This is a genomic window from Rhodococcus sp. NPDC057529 (assembly GCF_042802055.1).
Lineage (GTDB): Bacteria > Actinomycetota > Actinomycetes > Mycobacteriales > Mycobacteriaceae > Rhodococcus_F.
The window spans coordinates 1-19,447 of sequence record NZ_JBHVEY010000003.1; the positions used below are offsets into that span (position 1 = coordinate 1).

The window sequence follows — 19,447 nt, forward strand, 5'->3', positions numbered from 1 at the left end:
TTCCTTGACGGTTTTGAGGGCGGTGCCGGCGGCGGGTCCGCCGGTGAGGGCGTCGTCGAGGTCGATGCCGGTGAGGTCGAGGCGGATGGGGTGGATGGTGGTGAACCAGCCGACGGTGCGGGAGAGGTCGGCGCCGGGGATCAGGGTGTTGTCGCGGCCGTGGCCTTCCACACTGATCAGTGTGCTGGCGGTGGGGTGGCCGTGTCGGCGTCGGAAGGTGCTGACCGCGAGGGCGAGGGCGGTGAGCAGTGCGTCGTCGACGGTGCCGTGAAACTGTGTCGGGATATCCGCCAGAAGTGCCTCGGTGACCGCGGGTGAGGTTGTGACGGTGACGGTCCCGGTGGTGTTCTCGGTGTCGAGAGCCGGGTCGAGGGGGCGGGAGCCCAGCAGGGGGTCGGGGCCGTCGAGGACGGCGCGCCAGAGGGGTAGTTCGGTGGCGCGGTCGGGGGCGGTGTCGGTGAGGGCGTGGGCCCAGCGGCGCATGGAGGTGCCGACCGGTGGGAGGGCCGGTGGTGTGCCGGTGCTGACGGCGGCCCAGGCGGCGGCGAGGTCGGGGACGAGGATGCGCCAGGACACTCCGTCGACCGCGAGGTGGTGGATGACGAACAGCAACCGTCCCGGGTCGGGTCGGTCCCCGGTGGATTCGAACCAGACGACCTGCACCATCACACCGTGCCGGGGGTCGAGCCTGCCTGCCGCACGGTCTGTTTCGTCGGCCACCCGCGCCGCGAACCGCGTGCCGGCGACCGCGTCGACCACGATGCGGGACACCAGTGTCCCGGCCTGGACGGCTCCGGCGGGCGGTACCTCGATCACCGCTTCGCTGCCGGGACCGGGGAAGCAGAGCCGCGCCCGCAGAACGTCGTGGTGATCGAGGACTGCTTGTACGGCGCGGGTGAGAGAGTCGAGGTCGAGTCCGGCGGGCGCGATGAGGAGGGTGGCCTGTGAGAACCTGCCGATGCCGGTGCCCCGGTCGAGGAGCCGGCGGGCGATGGGCGTCGGCGGGAAGTTCCCGATCCCCGACCCGGGAAGCTCTTCCAGTTCCACGGCATCGGTCGCATGCGCCACCTCGGCAAGAGCCGCTACCGACCTGCGCTCGAATACATCGCGCGGTGACACGAAGACACCTTCGGCCTTGGCCCGCGCCACCAACTGGATGGCCATGATGCTGTCGCCGCCGAGGGCGAAGAACGAATCCTCGACTCCGACGGTGCGGACTCCGAGGACCTCGGCGAACAACCGGGACAACGTCTTCTCTGCCGGAGTGGCCGGCTCCCGGCCGGGTGTGACGGGGCGAGCGAAATCCGGCTCCGGCAACGCCTTCACGTCGATCTTGCCGTTGGCCGTCAGCGGCAGCCGGTCGAGGACGACCAGGGCCGCGGGGACCATGTGCGCGGCGAGCTGTGTGCGGGCGAAGGCGAGCACCTCGTCGGAGTCGACGTCCCCGGCTTCCTGCATTGCGGCGATATCGGGCACCACGTAGCCGATCAGCCGGTCTGCGCCGTGCTCGTCGCGCCGCACCCGGACCACGGACTGCGCAACAGTGGGATGACGCACCAGGGTGGACTCGATCTCCCCGGGTTCGATCCGGTAGCCGCGCAGCTGAATCTGAAGATCGGTACGTCCCCGATAGTCCAGTCGGCCCTGTCGGTCCCGGCGGGCGAGGTCCCCGGTCCGGTACATTCGGGCCCCGGGTGGTCCGTCCGGGTCCGCCACGAAACGCGCCGCGGTCAGATCCGGGCGATGGAGATAGCCGCGCGCCAGTTGGTGTCCGGACACGTACATTTCACCGACCACCCCCGGTGGAACGGGATGCAGCCGCCGGTCTCGGACGGAGACCCGCACACCGGGTATCGCCCGCCCGATCGGGGAGCCCGTCGACGGAGCAGAAACGGAACGATCGAGCGGCAGAAGGCTGACGTGCACCGTGGTCTCGGTGATGCCGTACATGTTCACCAGTCGCGGACGGGTATCACCGTGCCGGTCGTACCAGCCGGCCAGGGAGCGGAGGTCGAGGGACTCGCCACCGAAGACCACGTGCCGCAGCGCCAGGTCGTCCGGGACCGAGGCCTGCCGGTCGGCCTCGAGAAGCTGGGAGAACGCGGTGGGGGTCTGGCTCAGCACGGTCACGTGTTCGCGGCGCAGCAGTTCGAGGAACAACTCCGGAGTCCGGGCGGTGTAGTGATCGACCACCACGGCCCGGCCGCCGAAGAGCAAAGCGCCCCACAGTTCCCAGACCGAGAAGTCGAATGCGTGGGAATGGAACATCGTCCACACGTCGCGCTCGTCGAACCCGAAACCCGGCTGGGTGCCGGCGAACAGTGCCGCCACATTCCGATGCGAGACCACGACACCTTTCGGGCGACCCGTGGATCCCGAGGTGTAGATCACGTACGCAACGGCGTCCGGCAGAAGCCGCGCGGTTCGTTCGGTATCGGAGACGGGGCCGGGTGCGACGGCGGCCAGGTGGTCGGTGACCTCGGCGGAGTCCAGCAGCACGCGCGGGACACCGAGGCCCCGCATCGTCGAGTCCTGCTCGCTGGTGGTCACCACACACATCGGCGCCGCGTCCGCGAGCACGAATGCGAGTCGGTCGCGGGGGTTGTCGATGTCGAGCGGGAGGTATCCCGCACCGGTCTCGATGGTGGCGACGATGGTGACGATCAGGTCGACGGACCTGGGCAGGGCGACGGCGACCAGTGATTCCGGGCCGGCCCCCAGTGAGATCAAATGCCGTGCCAGCCGATTGGCACGTTCGCTCAATGCGGTGTAACTCAGGGGCGTGTTCTCGACCGTGACCGCACTCGCGTTCGGGAAGCGCTGCACGGTCCGGGTGAATCGGTCGGCGAGGGTCGTCTCGTCGTCCATGCCTTCCGGAGTGCGGGCCGTCGGCGCTGCGTGACATTCGACGTCGTCGGTGATGTCGATATCGCCGATCACACGGCGAGGATCGTCGGTGACGGCGTCGAGTATGCGGATGAGGCACTTCGCGAATGCCTCGATCGTCGCGGGGTCGAACAGGTCGGTGGTATAGGTGAAAGCAGCCGAGATGCCGGCGGGTTCGCCACCCGGCCCGAAGCTCTCGCCCAGCGTCAGCTGCAGATCGAACTTCGCCGTGCCGGGCCTGGCGTCGATGACGTCGGCGGTCACACCGGGCAGTTCGAGGGTAGGGGAGTCGTGGCTCTGGTGCTCGAGAAGAACCTGGAACAGTGGTGAATGAGCGGTCGAACGATCCGGAGCGAGCATCTCCACGACTCGCTCGAACGGGAGCTCGGCGTGGGTGAAGGCGCCGAGATCGGCGTCCCGGGTGCGGTCGAGGAGATCGGCGAACGACAGGGCTGCGTCGACGCGCAGTCGGAGCACCAGGGTGCCGACGAACATCCCGACGAGGTCGTCGAGGGCCGGGTCGCCACGGCCTGCGATCGGCGTCCCGACGACGATGTCCGCGCTGTCGCTCAGCCGTGCCAGTAACACAGCGAGAGCGGCATGGGTTGCCATGAACATCGTGGACTCGTGCCGGCGCGCGAGCATCGCCAGCCGGTTGTGTGTGACGGGGCCGATGTCGAAACGGAATGTCGCCCCGCGCAGGGACCGCTGGACGGGTCGGGGGCGGTCGGCCGGCAGTGGGAGGACGTGCGGGAGGTCGGCCAGCGTCTGCGCCCAGAATGCGGCCTGCTGGGCGGCGAGCGACTGTGGGTCGTCCTCCGATCCGAGGAGTTCGTGTTGCCACAGGGTGTAATCCGCGTACTGGACGGGCAGCGGCGACCAATCGGGTGCCCGCTGCCGGGTACGGGCCGTGTAGGCGGCGACCATGTCGCGGACCAGGGGCCCCATCGACTGGCCGTCGGCACAGATGTGGTGGACGACCAGTGTCAGGACATGGACGTCGGCATCGAGTTCGAGCAGCTGAATTCGGACGGGAAGGTCGCAGGTCACGTCGAACCCGGTGTCGATGAACCGGGAAAGGCGGGCAGGCACTTGTTCTCGTGTCGCGGGAATCGGGTGAAGGTCGAGGAGTGCTCGCTCGGGCGGGAGCACGTGTTGGATCGGCTGGCCTTCGTGCACCGGGTAGAGCGTGCGGAGCGTCTCGTGACGGGCGATGACGTCGGTAAGCGCCTGACGCAGGGCGGTGACGTTCAGGATTCCGTGGAGACGGAGAGTGACCGGGATGTTGTATGCGGGGGATGTGGTGTCGTACTGATTGAGGAACCACATTCGTTTCTGCGCCGGCGACACCGGAATCCACTGCGGTCGGGCCGAGATCTCGAGGGTGGGACGGGTTCGTTCGCCCGTTTGCGCTCGCACCGACGCCCGGGCCAGCATGCGGGGTGTCGGGGCGTCGAAGAGTGTGCGGACACCGATGTCGGTGTGCAGCGCATTGTTGATGCGTGTCACGGCCCGGGTGGCGCTGAGCGAGTTGCCGCCGGCGTCGAAGAAGTTGTCGTCGATGCCGAAGCACCGCGATCCGACGACCGCCGCCAGGATGCCGGCGATGGAATCTTCGAGGGGTGTGGCCGGTGGCGGGGCCTCCGCCGAAGTGGAGGTGCCGGACGTCGCGGTGACGGCGATGGCTTCGAGGGCGGCCCGGTCGAGTTTGCCGGCCGGGGTGCGGGGGATCGTCGTGATCGGCACGATCGTTGCCGGAACCATGTGGTGGGGAAGCTGTTCGGCGAGATGGGAGATCAGTCCCGATGGGTCGACGTCCCGATCGGTGGCGGGCAGTACGTACGAGGTCAACGCCGTGTCACCGGAGGTGGTGGTGCGGGGGAGCGTGGCGGCGAAGGCCACGGCGGGATGCCGGGTGAGTGCGGCGTCGATCTCGCCCGGTTCGATGCGGAAGCCGCGGATCTTCACCTGGAAGTCGGTGCGGCCGAGGTAGTCGAGTGCACGTGCGCCCCCGGTCCAGCGCACCAGGTCACCGGTCCGGTACATCCGTTCGCCGGGTTCGCCGTACGGGTTGGCGACGAAGCGTGCGGCGGTGAGTCCGGCCCGCCGGTGGTAGCCCCGGGCGAGACCGTCGCCGGCGATGTAGAGCTCGCCGGGCGCCCCGATCGGGACAGGTTGCAGCAGGCGGTCGAGGACGAGTTCGGCGACGCCACGGAGGGGGCCACCGATCGTCACCGGCTCCGCCGCGTTCAGGTCGGCCGTCATGTCGGCCGCCACGGTGGCCTCGGTCGGACCGTACGCGTTGAGCAACCGGTGCTCGGGCGCCCACCGCTGCACCAACTGGGGCGGACACTCCTCCCCGCCGGTCACGACGCAACCGACATCCGGGACGTCCCGGGGGTCGATCGAAGCGAGTGCGGTGGGGGTGAGAAATGCGTGGGTTACCCTTTCCTCCACCATGATCCGGCTGAGTTCGCGCCCGCCGTACACGGTCGGCGGCACGATCACCATCGTCGCCCCCACCCCGAACGCCAGCAGGTACTCCAGAACGGAGGCGTCGAAGCTCGGCGACGAAAAGTGCAGCACCCGGGACTGGGAGGTCACCCTCGCGCGGTCGCGCAACTCCTCCGCCAGCGCGTTCACTCCGCGGTGCGGGACGAGTACACCTTTCGGTACACCGGTGGAGCCCGAGGTGTAGATGGCGTAGGCGATGCCGTCGACACTCGCCGGCGGAGTGCGGGACACACCGCGCGGGTACGCATTGCGGTCCTGGCGGACCTCGTCGAGGTCGACCCAGCGGACGGTGTCCGGTAGCTCGTCGCGATGGCGGGTGCGGGTGAGACCGAGTACGGCCCCCGAGTCGGCGAGCATGCGTTCGACCCGGGCGGCAGGGTAGGTGGGGTCGACGGGGAGGAACGCGGCGCCCGTCTTGATCACCGCCCAGACGGCGAGTACCGACTCCGCCGAACGCGGTATCGCTACGGCGACAAGGTCTTCGGGACCGGCACCGAGCTCGATCAGCGCCGCGGTGAGGCGATCGGACCGTGCCTCGACCTCTGCGTAGGTGAACTCTTTCGTGCCGTCCACCAGGGCGACCGCGTCGGGGAAACGGGCGGCGGTGAGGATGTCGGAGAACGTGCGAGGTGCGGCCCGATGGGCGCCGCGGACGGGCGCGAGCAGTTCGAAGTCACTCTCCCCCAGCAGATTCAGCCGGGCCAATGGCAGCGCCGGATCTGTCGCGATCGACGTGAGAACCTTGGCGACTTCACCGAGCAGAGCATCGACGGCAGGGGTGTCGAAGAGCGCGCTCTGGAAGGTGATTCGCAGATGCAGCCGCGGGTGTGGAGTGACGGCGAGGGCGAGCGGGTAGTGGGTTGCGTCGAAGGTGTCGACATGGGTGACCCGGAGGCCGGGGGTGGTGAGGGTGGTGGTGTCGAGGGGGTAGGACTCGAGGACGGTGAGGGTGTCGAAGGTGGCGGCGGGTCCGGTGGCGGTGTGGATGTCGGTGAGGCCGAGGTGGTGGTGGTCGAGGAGTTGGGTGTGGGTGGTGTGGGTGCGGTGGAGGAGGTCGGTGAGGGTGTCGGTGGGGTGGAGGGTGATGCGGACGGGGATGGTGTTGATGAACAGTCCGATCATCGTTTCGATGCCGGGGATGTGGGGTGGGCGTCCGGAGACGGTGGTGCCGAAGACGACGTCGGTGCGGTGGGTGTGGGTGGCGAGGACGATGCCCCAGGCGGTGTGGAGGATGGTGTTCAGGGTGAGGTTCAGGTCGCGGGCAACTGACCGAAGGGCCTCGGTCAGCTCCTCTGTCAGCGTCACCGCGCGCTCGGCCGCGGGACCGGTCCGCCCCCGGGCCGACTCGGGCGGGACGAGCAGGGTGGGTTCGTCGATGCCGTCGAGGGCGTGTTGCCAGGCGGTGATGCTGTCGGTGGTGTCGTGGTGGGTGAGCCAGGTGAGGTAGTCGCGGTAGGGGGTGGTGTGGGGGAGGTGGTGGTCGTTGCCGGTGGTGTAGAGGTGGAGCAGTTCGTGCAGGAGCAGGGGGGTGGACCAGCCGTCGAGGAGGATGTGGTGGTTGGTGAGGGCGAGGCGGTGGTCGGTGGGGGTGTGGGTGATGAGGGTGAGGCGGATCAGTGGGGGGTGGGTGAGGTCGAAGCGGGTGGTGCGGTCGGTGGTGAGGAGTTGGTCGGTGGTGGTGTGGCGGTGGTGGGGGTCGTCGGTGGTGAGGTCGTGGTGGGTGAAGGGCATTTCGGTGTGGTCGGTGATGATTTGGGTGGGGGTGCCGTCGGGGGTGTGGGTGAAGGCGGCGCGGAGGTTGGGGTGGTGGTGGAGGAGGGTGTCGGCGGCGGTGTGGAGTCGGTGGGGGTCGAGGGGGCCGTGGAGGGTGAGGACGAGTTGGACGGTGTAGGTGTCGGGGGTGTGGGTGAGTTCGGAGTGGTAGAGGAGTCCGGCTTGTAGTGGGGTGAGGGGCCAGATGTCGGTGAGGGTGGGGTAGTGGGTTTCGAGGGTGTCGATGGTGTGTTGGTCGAGGGTGATGAGGTCGAGGTCGGTGGGGGTGAGTCCGCCTGCGTGGGGGGTGTGGGTGTGGGTGGTGAGTGCGGTGAGGGCGTGGGTCCAGAGTTCGGTGAGTTCGGTGACGTCGCCGGCGGTCAGCACCCCCGCCGCATAGCTCCAGGTGGACTTCAACTGCTGACCACCGGCAGGTCCGACCGCCGCGGCAACGATGCTCACGACCGCGGTGGACGGCAGGTGAGATCCCTGGTTCGGCGTCAGATGTTCACTGTCGAGCGGAATCCAGCCCGAGCTCACGGTTCCCGAATTCATGTCCGGAGTGGCGTCTGCGGTGGTGAAGCGGCCGAGGTAGTTGAAGTTGATCTGGGGGTCGGGGAGGTCCCGGAGTTGGTCGGCGGTGTGGGGGTCGAGGTAGCGCAGTTGTCCGTATCCGGCGCCGTGGTCGGGGATGGTGCGCAGTTGTTCCTTGACGGTTTTGAGGGCGGTGCCGGCGGCGGGTCCGCCGGTGAGGGCGTCGTCGAGGTCGATGCCGGTGAGGTCGAGGCGGATGGGGTGGACGGTGGTGAACCAGCCGACGGTGCGGGAGAGGTCGGCGCCGGGGATCAGGGTGTTGTCGCGGCCGTGGCCTTCCACACTGATCAGTGTGCTGGCGGTGGGGTGGCCGTGTCGGCGTCGGAAGGTGCTGACCGCGAGGGCGAGGGCGGTGAGCAGCACGTCGTCGACAGTGCCGTGGAATGCGTCGGGCACCGTCGTCAGCAGCGCGCGTGTCGTTTCGGCAGAAACACCGATCGCGAGGTCGCGGGCCGTCGAGTCGGTGTCGAGAGCCGCGTCGAGGGGGCGGGAGCCCAGCAGGGGGTCGGGGCCGTCGAGGACGGCGCGCCAGAGGGGGAGTTCGGTGGCGCGGTCGGGGGCGGTGTCGGTGAGGGCGTGGGCCCAGCGGCGCATGGAGGTGCCGACCGGTGGGAGGGCCGGTGGTGTGCCGGTGCTGACGGCGGTCCAGGCGGCGGCGAGGTCGGGGACGAGGATGCGCCAGGACACTCCGTCGACCGCGAGGTGGTGGATGACGAACAGCAACCGTCCCGGGTCGGGTCGGTCCTCGGTCGATTCGAACCAGACGACCTGCACCATGATGCCGGTGTCGGGGTCCAGACGCGCCGTGGCCGAACGTAACTCGCAGTCGATGATCGATTGGAACCGCGCACCCGCGAGCTCGTCGACCGGAACTCGGCGCAGCAGGCCGGCAGCGTCCACGGAGCCGGCCGGCAACACCTCCACGGCCGCGTCCCTGCGCGACTCCGCCCGGTGGAGCCGGGCACGGAGCAGGTCGTGGCGGTCGAGGACGGTCTGAACCGTGCGGGCGAGCCGATCCGGGTCCAACCCGGGGGGTGCGGTGAAGAGAGCGGCCTGCGAGAACCTGCCGATGTCGGTGCCCCGGTCGAGGAGCCAGTGCGCGATCGGCGTCAAGGGCATCTCGCCCACCCCGACCCCGGGTAATTCCTCGAGGACCGGCGATTGCATGTCGGCAGATTCGATGGCCCTCGCGAGCCGGCCGATGGTCCTGTGCTCGAACACATCCCGCGGCGTCAGAACGACTCCGGCCTCTCTGGCCCGCGCCACCAACTGGATGGCCATGATGCTGTCACCGCCGAGAGCGAAGAACGAATCCTCGATGCCCACCTCGTCGAGTCCCAGGACCTCGGAGAACGCCGACCCGAGTACGCGTTCGACATCGGTGGCCGGCATGCGGCTCGATGAGCGCGCAGCGAAGTCGAACCGTGGCAACGCGCCACGATCGACCTTGCCGTGCGCCGTCAATGGGAGCGCGGCAAGAGGAATGACCGCGGTGGGAACCATGTGGGCCGGAAGGGCGGCCGCAAGGTGGGTGATCAGATCGGCACCGTCGAGTTCGGTTCCCGTTGCGGCCACCACGTAACCGATCAGGTGCGCCGTGCCGTGGGCGTCCTGTTGGAGAACGACGACGGCCTGCGCGACACCGGCCTGCCGGAGCAAAGTGTTCTCGATCTCTCCGGGTTCGATCCGGTAACCGTGCAGTTGCACCTGGAAGTCGCTACGACCCCGGTACTCGAGCTGTCCCCGGTCGGTCCAGCGGGCGCGGTCGCCGGTGCGGTACATCCGCGTTCCGGGTGCGCCGTGCGGATCCGCCACGAAACGCGCTGCGGTCAACGGCATGCGTCCGAGATAGCCTCGAGCCAATTGCTTTCCGGCGATGTACAGGTCGCCGACAGCTCCGGGAGGCGCCGGGTGCAGGCGACCGTCGAGGACATATGCGCAGGTATTCCACACCGGCGACCCGATCGGCACGATCGGGTCGCCGTCGCTGGAGTCGACGTCGCAGTAGGTGACCGTGATGGCGGCTTCGGCGGGACCGTACATGTTGCCCAGTCCCACACAGAGTTCCAGCACCTTGGCCGCCGTCCGGCGGGAGATCGTTTCGCCACCGGAGAGGACGCGCCGGAGTGAAGCGGGCAGAGCGTACCGGCTGTCGTCCACGAACACGGCGAGAATCGACGGTACGAACTCGACGACGGTGATCTCTTCGGCGGCCATCGTGGCCGCCAGGTAGTCGAAATCGAGGTGACCGTCGGGCCGAAGGAGGATCAGGGCAGCACCGGAACACAGGGGCGCCAGGCATTCCCAGACCGCTACGTCGAAGGCGATCGGTGCCTTCTGGACCGTGCGATCACCAGGGCCGAGCGGCAGCTGGGATCGCGACCATCTCAACTGACTGGCGATCGCGGCGTGTGAGACGGTCACCCCCTTCGGCTGACCGGTGGATCCGGACGTGAACACGATGTAGGCGGTGTTGGCGGCGCGCAACGGCGCGACCCGATCGTGATCGGTGATCGGCGCGCAGTCGCGGCCCGAGACGTCGAGGCCCTCGAGCCTGAGACCGGGAAGGCCGTGGGGTAAGGGTAGATCGGTGTCGCCGCCGATCAGGACGAGCGCGGGAGCGGAGGTCCGGAGAAGGTAGGACATGCGCTCGGGGGGATTGGCGAGATCGAGCATCAGGAAAGCGGCCCCGGTCTTGGTGACGGCATAGAGTCCGGCCAGCAGCTCGAACGACCGCGGTGCCGCGAGTGCGACGACGTTCTCCGGTCCGATATTTCGTGAGATCAGTTCACGAGCGAGTCGATTCACCCACCTGTCGAAGTCCCGGTACGTCATCGACCGTTCCGCGAATGTCACTGCGTCCGCGTCGGGAGTGCGGTCGACCTGCGCATCGAACAGGTCGACGACCGTCTCCTCCGGGCTCTCGTGCGCCGTCGCGTTCCATCGCTCCAGTACGAGGTCGCGCTCGGCGTCGTCGAGGAGTGCGAGGTCACCGACGGCGACGGCGGGGTCGGCGAGGGCGGCATCGATCACGCGGAGGAACCGGTCGGCGAGCCGCTGGACGGTGTGCTCGTCGAACAGGTCGGTGGCATAGATGATCTGGGCGCTGATTCCGGCCGCGGATCCGGCACCGTCGACGTGCTCGCGAAGCACCACGTTCAGGTCGAACGGCGACAGGTGTGCATCGAGGTCGACGACGGAGACGTCGAGTCCGGGTAGTTCCGGTCTCGGCTGCTCCATGTTCTGAAACGAGAGCATGACCTGGAAGAGGGGGTGAACCGCGGTCGAACGGGCCGGGTCGATTTCCTCCACCAGTCGCTCGAACGGTATGTCGGCGTGGGCGAATGCGTCGATGTCGGTGTCGCGGACGCACGCGAGCACTTCGGCGAACGATGCCGCCGATTCGATGGTAGTGCGCAGGACAAGTGTGCCGACGAACATTCCGACGAGTTCGTCGAGGGCCTCTTCGCCGCGACCGGCGATCGGAGATCCGATGCTGATGTCACCGGAATCGGCGAGGCGGGAGAGCAGGACGGCAAGAGCGGCGTGCACGGTGACGAAAGGTGTCACGCCGTGTTCGAGTGAGAACCTGTCGATCCGTCGGTGGGTGGCCGGGGGAATCTCGAACCGGACGGTGGCGGCCCGAGTGGAGGCCGTCGCGGGCCGGGGATGATCGAGGGGAAGTTCGAGCCGGTCGGGGAGGTCGGCCAGTGTCGTGCGCCAGTAGCGGAGTTGAGTCGATATAGGTGAATCGGGATCGTCGGTGGATCCCAGCATGTCGCGTTGCCACACCGTGTAGTCGGAGTACTGCAGGGGAAGCGGCGGCCACTCCGGTGCGCCACCTCGGTTGCGGGCGGTGTAGGCCACCGTCAGATCGCGTGCGAGGGGAGCCAGTGACGATCCGTCCGCCGAGATGTGGTGGACGACCACGGCCAGCACGTGGACGTGCGGGTCGACTTGCCAGAGGAAGGCGCGCAGGGGGAGCTCCGTCGTGACGTCGAATCCGGTGCCCACCACGTGGCGAAGGTGATGGTCGAGATCGGATTCGTCCACTACCGGAACTGGGGACAGCTCGAAAGGCATGTCCTCGAGAGGCGACACGACCTGGACGGGGCCGTTCTCGGTGAGGGGATAGACGGTGCGCAACGCCTCGTGTCTGCCGGCGACGTCGCGCAGTGCCGCGCGGAGGGCATCGACGTCGAGCGGTCCCTCGATGCGCACGATCATGGGGATGTTGTAGGTGGCTGCTGTGGTGTCGAACTGGTTGACGAACCACATCCGCTGCTGCGCGAAGGATACCGGGGCGGGCCCACTGTGCCTGCGCGGACCGAGTGCCGGGCGGCCGGCGGGCAGGTCTTCCGCCTTCTCGAGGACTGCCGCCAACGCCTCCACGGTCGGTGCCTCGAACAGCGTGCGCACTCCGATCCCGGTGCCGAGTGCGGAGTTGAGCCGGGCCACGACCTTCGTCGCGACGAGGGACGTGCCGCCGAGTTCGAAGAAGTTGTCGTCGACCCCCACGCCTTCCACGCCGAGTACGCGGGCGAAGACGCCGGCGACCGCCTCCTCGTGCGCTGTTCGGGGGGCACGGAACTCCGCGACGTCCACCAGAAACTCGGGCACGGGCAGCGCTTCACGGTCAATGGCTCCGGTGGCGTCGAGGGGGAACGCGTCGACGACGACGATCGCGGTCGGCACCAGGTGAGAGGGCAGCGTTGTCGCTGCGTACGTTCGGACCGCGGCCGGGTCCACGGACGCGCCGGGTGTCGCCGCGACGTAGGACACCAGGATCCGCTCGCCGGAGGTGCGAGTGTGGTCGACGGTGACCGATCCGGCGACGGTTGCATGCCGGCGCAAGACCGTGTCCACCTCGTCGGGCACGACTCGACAACCGCGCAGTCGTGGCTGAAAGTCGCAGCGCCCCAGTATCTCCAGACGTCCGTCGCGAGTGACGCGCGCGAGATCACCCGTGCGGTACATGCGGTGGCCCGGGTCTCCGAAGGGGCAGGCAACGAAGTGAGTGGCAGTGAGTGCAGGCCGGTGGTGGTACCCGCGTGCCAGTTCGGCGCCGCCGGCGTACAACTCGCCGATGACCCCGTTCGGCACGAGACGCAGCCTGCGGTCGAGCACGACGGTGCGTCGATCAGGGCACGGTCGCAGAGCGAGGTCGGACACCTCGCGGGCCGTGGTCGCCGTGGCGGAAGCGAGGCACGTGAGGGTTTCGGTGGTCGTGTACAGGTCGACGACGGCCGAGGTGGTCTCCACCCAGGAGGGCAGCAACGAGAGCAGATCCTTCGTGGGCGGCTCACCGGCCAAGACCACCAACCGCATCGCCGGGAGGTCACCGTCGGCAGACATCGATGCGTGTGCCGTCTGCTCGAACGCGGTGGGGTTCTGGCTCAGTACGGTTACCCGCTCGTGTCGAAGCAGGGTACACAGCTCCTGCGGTGAGCGTGCGGTCCCGGTGTCGACGATCACCAGGCGCGCTCCGTGCAGAATCGCACCCCACAACTCCCAGAGCGTGAGGTCGACGGCGTGGGACGGCACCATCGCCCAGGTGTCGGTTCGGTCGAATCGCCATGCCCGGGGTGTCTTCTCGAATGCGGAGATCAGGCCGCGATGCGTCATCGTCACCGGTTTCGGGCGCGCAGTGGACCCGGCGGTGAACACGACGTACGCGGCCGAGTCCGGCCGCAGCGCCTGGGCCCGCTCCGTCTCGGTGACCGGTGCCGCCGAGATTCCGGCGATGTCGGCCACCACGTCGGGTGCATCGACGAGAACCGGTGTTGCACCGAGACCGAGCGGCGCGTCGGCGTCGGCGCGCCGGGTCAGCACGAGGGTGGGCCCCGCCTCGGTGAGGGCATGCGCAATGCGAGCAGCGGGCCAGTCCACCTGGAGCGGCAGGCAGACGCCACCGGCGACGAGCACGGCGAGTGTCGCGACCACGGATTCGATCGAGGGTGGAAGTGCCACCGCCACCACGGTTTCGGAGGTGACCCCGCGGCGTTGCAGATAACGAGCCCATCGGTTGACGCGGGCCGCGAGCTCGGCGTAGCCGAGGGTCTCACCCGCGGCGGTGAGCGCCGCGGCATGCGCATACCGCGCGGCGCTGCGCGTGAATTCGTCCACGAGCGTGCCGGTCACCGGTGCGGGGGGCCCGCGCCACCCGGCCAGGGCGGCTTCCTGCTCCCCGGCGTCGAGAAGGTCGATGTCTCCCACCGGGACGTCCGGATCGGTCGTGACGGCCTCGAGAATCCGGACGAATCGGTCCGCGAAGGTGTGGATGGTGTCAGGGTCGAACAGGTCGGCGGCGTAGACGAAGCCGGCCTGCATGCCCAGCGGTGTTCCGTCGTCCGCAAGGTTCTCGGTGAGCCACAACTGAAGGTCGAACTTGGAGATGCCCGCGTCGTACGGCACCGAATCGATGCGTAGGCCGGGAAGCTCGAGGCCGTGCAGTCCCTCGCCCGAGGGCAGGACGTTCTGGAATTCGAGAAGCACCTGGAACAGCGGTGGATGTGCGGCCGAACGCTGGGGCTCCAGCTCTTCCACCAACTGCTCGAACGGGATGTCGGCGTGTCCGAAGGCGGCGAGGTCGACCCCGCGGGTCTGCTGGACGGTGTCGGTGAAACTCGCGGCGCGATCTATCCGTGTGCGCAGGACCAGAGTGTTCACGAACATGCCGACCACGTCGTCGAGCGCCGCCTCACCCCGGCCGGCCACAGGTGTGCCGACGGCGATGTCGTCGGACCCGGTCAACCGGGCCAGCAACACCGCAAGGGCTGCGTGCATGGTCATGAACACCGTGGAGGTGTGGCGACGGGCAAGCGCCCGGATGCTGTCGTGCAGTGCCGCACCGATGCCGAACTCCGCGCGTCCTCCGCGCAGCGATTGCTCGGCGGGACGGGGGCGGTCGGTCGGCAACTCCAGGAGCTCCGGTAGCCCACTCAGGTTTTCGGACCAGTAGTCGAGTTGGCGGGAGACCGTGCTGCCGGGATCGCTGTCGGTCCCCAGCAATTCGTACTGCCACAGGGTGTAATCGACGTACTGCACGTCGAGGGGCTCCCACTGTGGTGGCCGTCCGGCGGTGCGCGCCGTGTACGCGGTCGTCACGTCCCGTGCCAACGGCGCCGTGGACGCCCCGTCGGCGGCGACGTGATGGAGGACCAGCGCCAGCACGTGTTCGGTGTCGCTCATCTCGAACAGGGCGACGCGCAGTGGAGCTGCTTGGCTGACGTCGAATCGCGAGGCGCAGGTCTCGGCGAGATGCCGGTCCAGGTCCGTTTCGTCGCGCACCGGCACGGGTCGGATCTCGGGCACGGCCTCCGCCGCGGTCACGACAACCTGATGGGGGCCGTCGACCGAGGCGGGAAAGACGGTGCGGAGCGATTCGTGGCGTTCGACCACGTCGGTGACCGCGGCCACCAGCGCCAGGACATCGAGCACACCGGCGAGTCGCACGACCAGGGGGATGTTGTACGCCGGCGAGGTGGTGTCGTATTGGTTGATGAACCACATCCGCTGTTGGGCGGGAGACAGCGGGATCCGTGCGGGTCGCGGAAAACGGTGCAGCGCCGGTCGATCGGCGCCCCGGGGGCCGGCACCGTCGATCCGGGCGGCGAACGTCGCGACGGTCGGTGCGTCGAACAGTTCGGCGACGTCGATCCGGGCGCCCAGCGCGGCATTTGCCCGGGCGACGACCCGCGTTGCGGTCAGGGAGTTACCGCCGAGGTCGAAGTAGTCGTCGTCCACTCCGATGCCGTCGACACCCAGCACGGACTCGAAGACCTTCGCGATCACCTCTTCCGTCGGGGTGGTCGGTGTCCGTCGGCCGTCCCCCTCGCGAACGGGCGGTGGGGGGAGCGCTGTCCGGTCGAGCTTGCCGCCCGGGGTGAGGGGAATCGTGTTGATGGGGACGAGCAGGGGCACCATGTAGTGGGGAAGGGTCTGCCGAACGTGACGGTCGACGTCGGCGAGGTCCAGTCCCTCGCCGGTCGCCGCTCGCACGTACGAGACCAGCGTGGTCTCCCCGCTCCCGGTGTCGTAGTCGACGGTGGTCGCGAACCCGACGGCCGGGTGGTCTGTCAGCACGGCATCGACTTCACCGAGTTCGATCCGGAATCCCCGCACCTTGACCTGGGAGTCGCTGCGGCCGATGTAGTCGAGGACGTGATTCTCCCTCGTCCAGCGAACCACGTCCCCGGTCCGGTACATCCGATCGCCGGGACGCCCGAACGGGTCGGCGACGAACCGCGCCGCGGTCACGCCGGTGCGGCGGTGATAACCGCGGGCGAGGGCCGGCCCGGAGAGATACAGCTCGCCCGCGACCCCCGGCGGGACGGGATGGAGTCGTTCGTCGAGAACCACCACGGACATCCCGCGCACCGGCCCGCCGATCGTCACCGGAGCGGTGGACGCCATCGGCCCGCTCAGGGTGGACATGATGGTGGCCTCGGTCGGCCCGTACGCGTTGAACATGCGGCGTCCCGCCGACCATCGCACCACTGTGTCCGGCGGACACGCCTCCCCGGCCACGACGAGATGCGTCAGGGTGGGCAGGTTCCCGGGGTCGAGTGTCGCCAGAGTGGACGGAGTCAGCACCGCATGCGTGATTCGTCTTTCGGTGAGGACCCGGGTCAGCTCGACGCCGCCGAACACCCCACGCGGGACGATCTCCAGCCGCGCTCCGGACCCGACCGCCGCCAGTGATTCGAACAGGGAGGCGTCGAAACTCGGCGATGCGAACTGCGCGACCCGTGATGCGGGATGGACCATGAGGCTTTCGCGTTCGGCGGCCACCAGGTTCGCGAGGCCACGATGGGTCACCACCACGCCCTTCGGGATTCCCGTCGACCCGGAGGTGTAGATGACGTACGCCGGATGATCCGGTCGCAGCGGTCGGCGCCGATCCGCTTCCACGAGGGCGTCGGCGCGGCATCGTTCGACGTCGGCGGTGGTGGCCGCGTCGTCGAGTTCGATCCAGGACGCCGAGGAGGCCTGCGCCAACGCCGCACGGTACGAGGATGTGGTGATGCCGATCTGTGCGCCGGAATCGGTCAGCATGTGGTCGATGCGGGCGGCCGGATAGGTCGGATCCACCGGTAGAAAGGCAGCGCCCGACTTCGCGGTCGCCCACACCGCTACCACGAATTCCACCGACCGGGGCAGTGCCAGGGCGACAACGGTTTCCGGACCGGCTCCACGTTCGACGAGTAGGCGGGCGAGCCGGTTCGAGTGTCGATCGAGCTCCCGGTAGGTGAGCTCCTCGGTGCCGTCCGCAACGGCGACGGCATCGCGCTCGGCCGGCATGGCGGCGGTCAGGAGATCGGGGAACAGCTGCACGGGGCGGGTGGGTGCACCGACTGCGGGCGTGAGTCCGGCCAGTGCGGCGGGCGCAGCGAACACGAGATCCCCGACCGCGACGACGGGTTCGGCGGTCGCGGCCTCGAGCATGCGGACCAGCTGGTCGGTGAAGGTCTCGATCGTTGCCGGGTCGAACAACGCTGTCGAGTAGACGATCTCGACGTCGATGCCCGACTCGGTACCGTGCTCGGTGCACGTCACCTGCAGGTCGGTCCCACCGCCCGCCGGCATGCGAGCCTCGGCGTCCGCCGGCCCCGCGCGGGCGAACACGAAGCCGACCTGACATGGGTACGAAGCGCCCGGCGCCGTCGGAAGACCGAGTGCCGTCGCGAGGTCGTCGAACGGAATCTCGGCATGGCGGAAAGCAGCCACCTCGATGGTGTGCACCGAAACGAGCAGTTCGGCGAAGGTCGATGCGGCGTCGACCCGGGACCGCAGGATCAGCGGCCACCCGTACGGGCCTGCCGGGGCACCCACAGCCACGTCGCCTCGACCACTCAGCCGCGCCAGCAGCGCGGCAAGGGCGGTGTGCACGACGGAGTAGCTCGCGAAGGAGCCGGCCTTACCGAGGTCCCGGATCTTGCCGTGCACGTCGGCGGGAACGTGCCTGACCACACGGCCGTCGAGATCACCGAGGTGGCCGGGGCGGACATGATCGGCTCGGAGGACGGGCTCGGTGGACAGCCCGTCGAGCACACTCCTCCAGAATTCGAGGTGAACCGCTCTGCCCCGGCGTCGTGCCCCCTCTGCCGCGGTCTCGGCGTGGAGATCCGCCGGTGCCGCCGCGGGATCCGCGGTGAGGAACTCCTCGAGCAATCCGACGAAGGCCCGCTGGTGTGAACGCAGATCTTCATCGGTGTAGCGGCCGGGGTTGCCCCGGAACTCGACCATCGTCTTCTCGGGTGTTCCGGTCGTATACACGTTGACCAGCAGGTCATCGACCGGCCCGGACGTGACCACGCGGAATTCGCCGGCAAGTGCGCCGAGGGTGATCTTCGGACGGAAGAGCATCACGTTGACCATCGGCGCCGCGAGAACACGGGCGGCCTTCCGGCCGGCCTCCCGGCGGATGTCCTCGAGGGTGTACCGCTGATGGCGCAGTGCGCCCGTCACGTCCCACTGCACCCGCTGGATCAAGTTGGCGAGCGTGTCGTCGGGATGTGTGCTCACCTGCAGCGGCGCGACGGTGACCAGCATTCCGCCGGAGCGGCGCAGAATCACTGTCGTCCGGGCCGAGACGGGCAGGTTGACGAGTACCTCGTCGTTGCCGGTCATGCGCGCGAGATAGCAACCGAATGCCGAGACGACCACCGCTGCGGCGGGGGCACCGAAAACGTGGTGGGAACGGGCGAGTCTTCGGGCAGCCTCGTCGGACAGTGCCGAGTTCGCGAGAGTGCACCTCGCCACGGCAGCTGCGGCGACCGGCGACAAACTCGCGCCCGCGGTCATCTCGGCGACCCGGTCGGCCCAGTAGGCGTGATCGGACTCGAATCGGCGCGACGCCCGGTACTCCCGATCGATGGCACACAGGGTTCGCAGATCTGCCGCGCGGTTGGGTTCGGGCGAACGACCCTCCGTCGCGGCCGAGTACAGCGTGGCGATCCGGTTCACGAGTGTCATCGCCCCGTACCCGTCGAGCGCGACGTGGTGAATTCGGCTGTACCACAAGTAGTCCTGCTCGCCGACTTGCAGCACCGCCGACTTGGCCAACATATCGCGTGTGAGGTCGATCGGGCTCGTGTAGTCGCCTTCCATCCACGCGTGCGCCGTCCCGACCGGATCGCTCGCGGTGCGGAAGTCGACGAAATCCGTGGACAACTCGATGGTCGGATCGATGACCTGGAACGGCTCGCCGTCCATCTCGACGATCCTCAGGAAGGTGGATTGGAACTCCCGGCCCGCCGCCAACGACGCCTCGTTCAGAAGATCGAGGTCGAGGGGCCCGTGCAATTCGACGTACTGGGCGATGCAGAGTGCGACGTCGGGTGCCAATCGCTGCGCGAGCCACATCCCACGTTGCGCCGACGACAGTGGGAAGGCGTCCACGTCGCGAGCACGGTGGTGGAGTGGCATTGCAGAATCCAACTGAAAGGATCCCTTCACATGCGACCGGGGGTCGTGGGGCGACGACGCCTCATGCGGGGCAGGGTCGTGGCGGCCCGGGGTTCGGGGTTCCGATATTGCAGCGCGGATCGCCGTATCGTCCGCGTTCGACTACATCCTTCTCAACTCGGGGTCAGCTCTTTTATATCGCTGCTTTGCCCGCGCCCGTTACCACTCGGTGGCGTTACCGGTGCGCCGCCGCATTGTTTGACTCTGCTCTCCGTGCGCACGAGGTGGCGCG

1 protein-coding gene is annotated in these 19,447 nt (G+C 68.5%); it reads right to left on the reverse strand.

Going from position 1 to position 19,447, the window contains the following annotated elements:
- Positions 1-19,176: amino acid adenylation domain-containing protein (locus tag ACFU5V_RS06055; RefSeq protein WP_378697620.1), on the reverse strand; the 19,176-nt coding region annotated here is incomplete at its 3' end.
- Between the last annotated feature and the right edge of the window lie 271 nt (positions 19,177-19,447).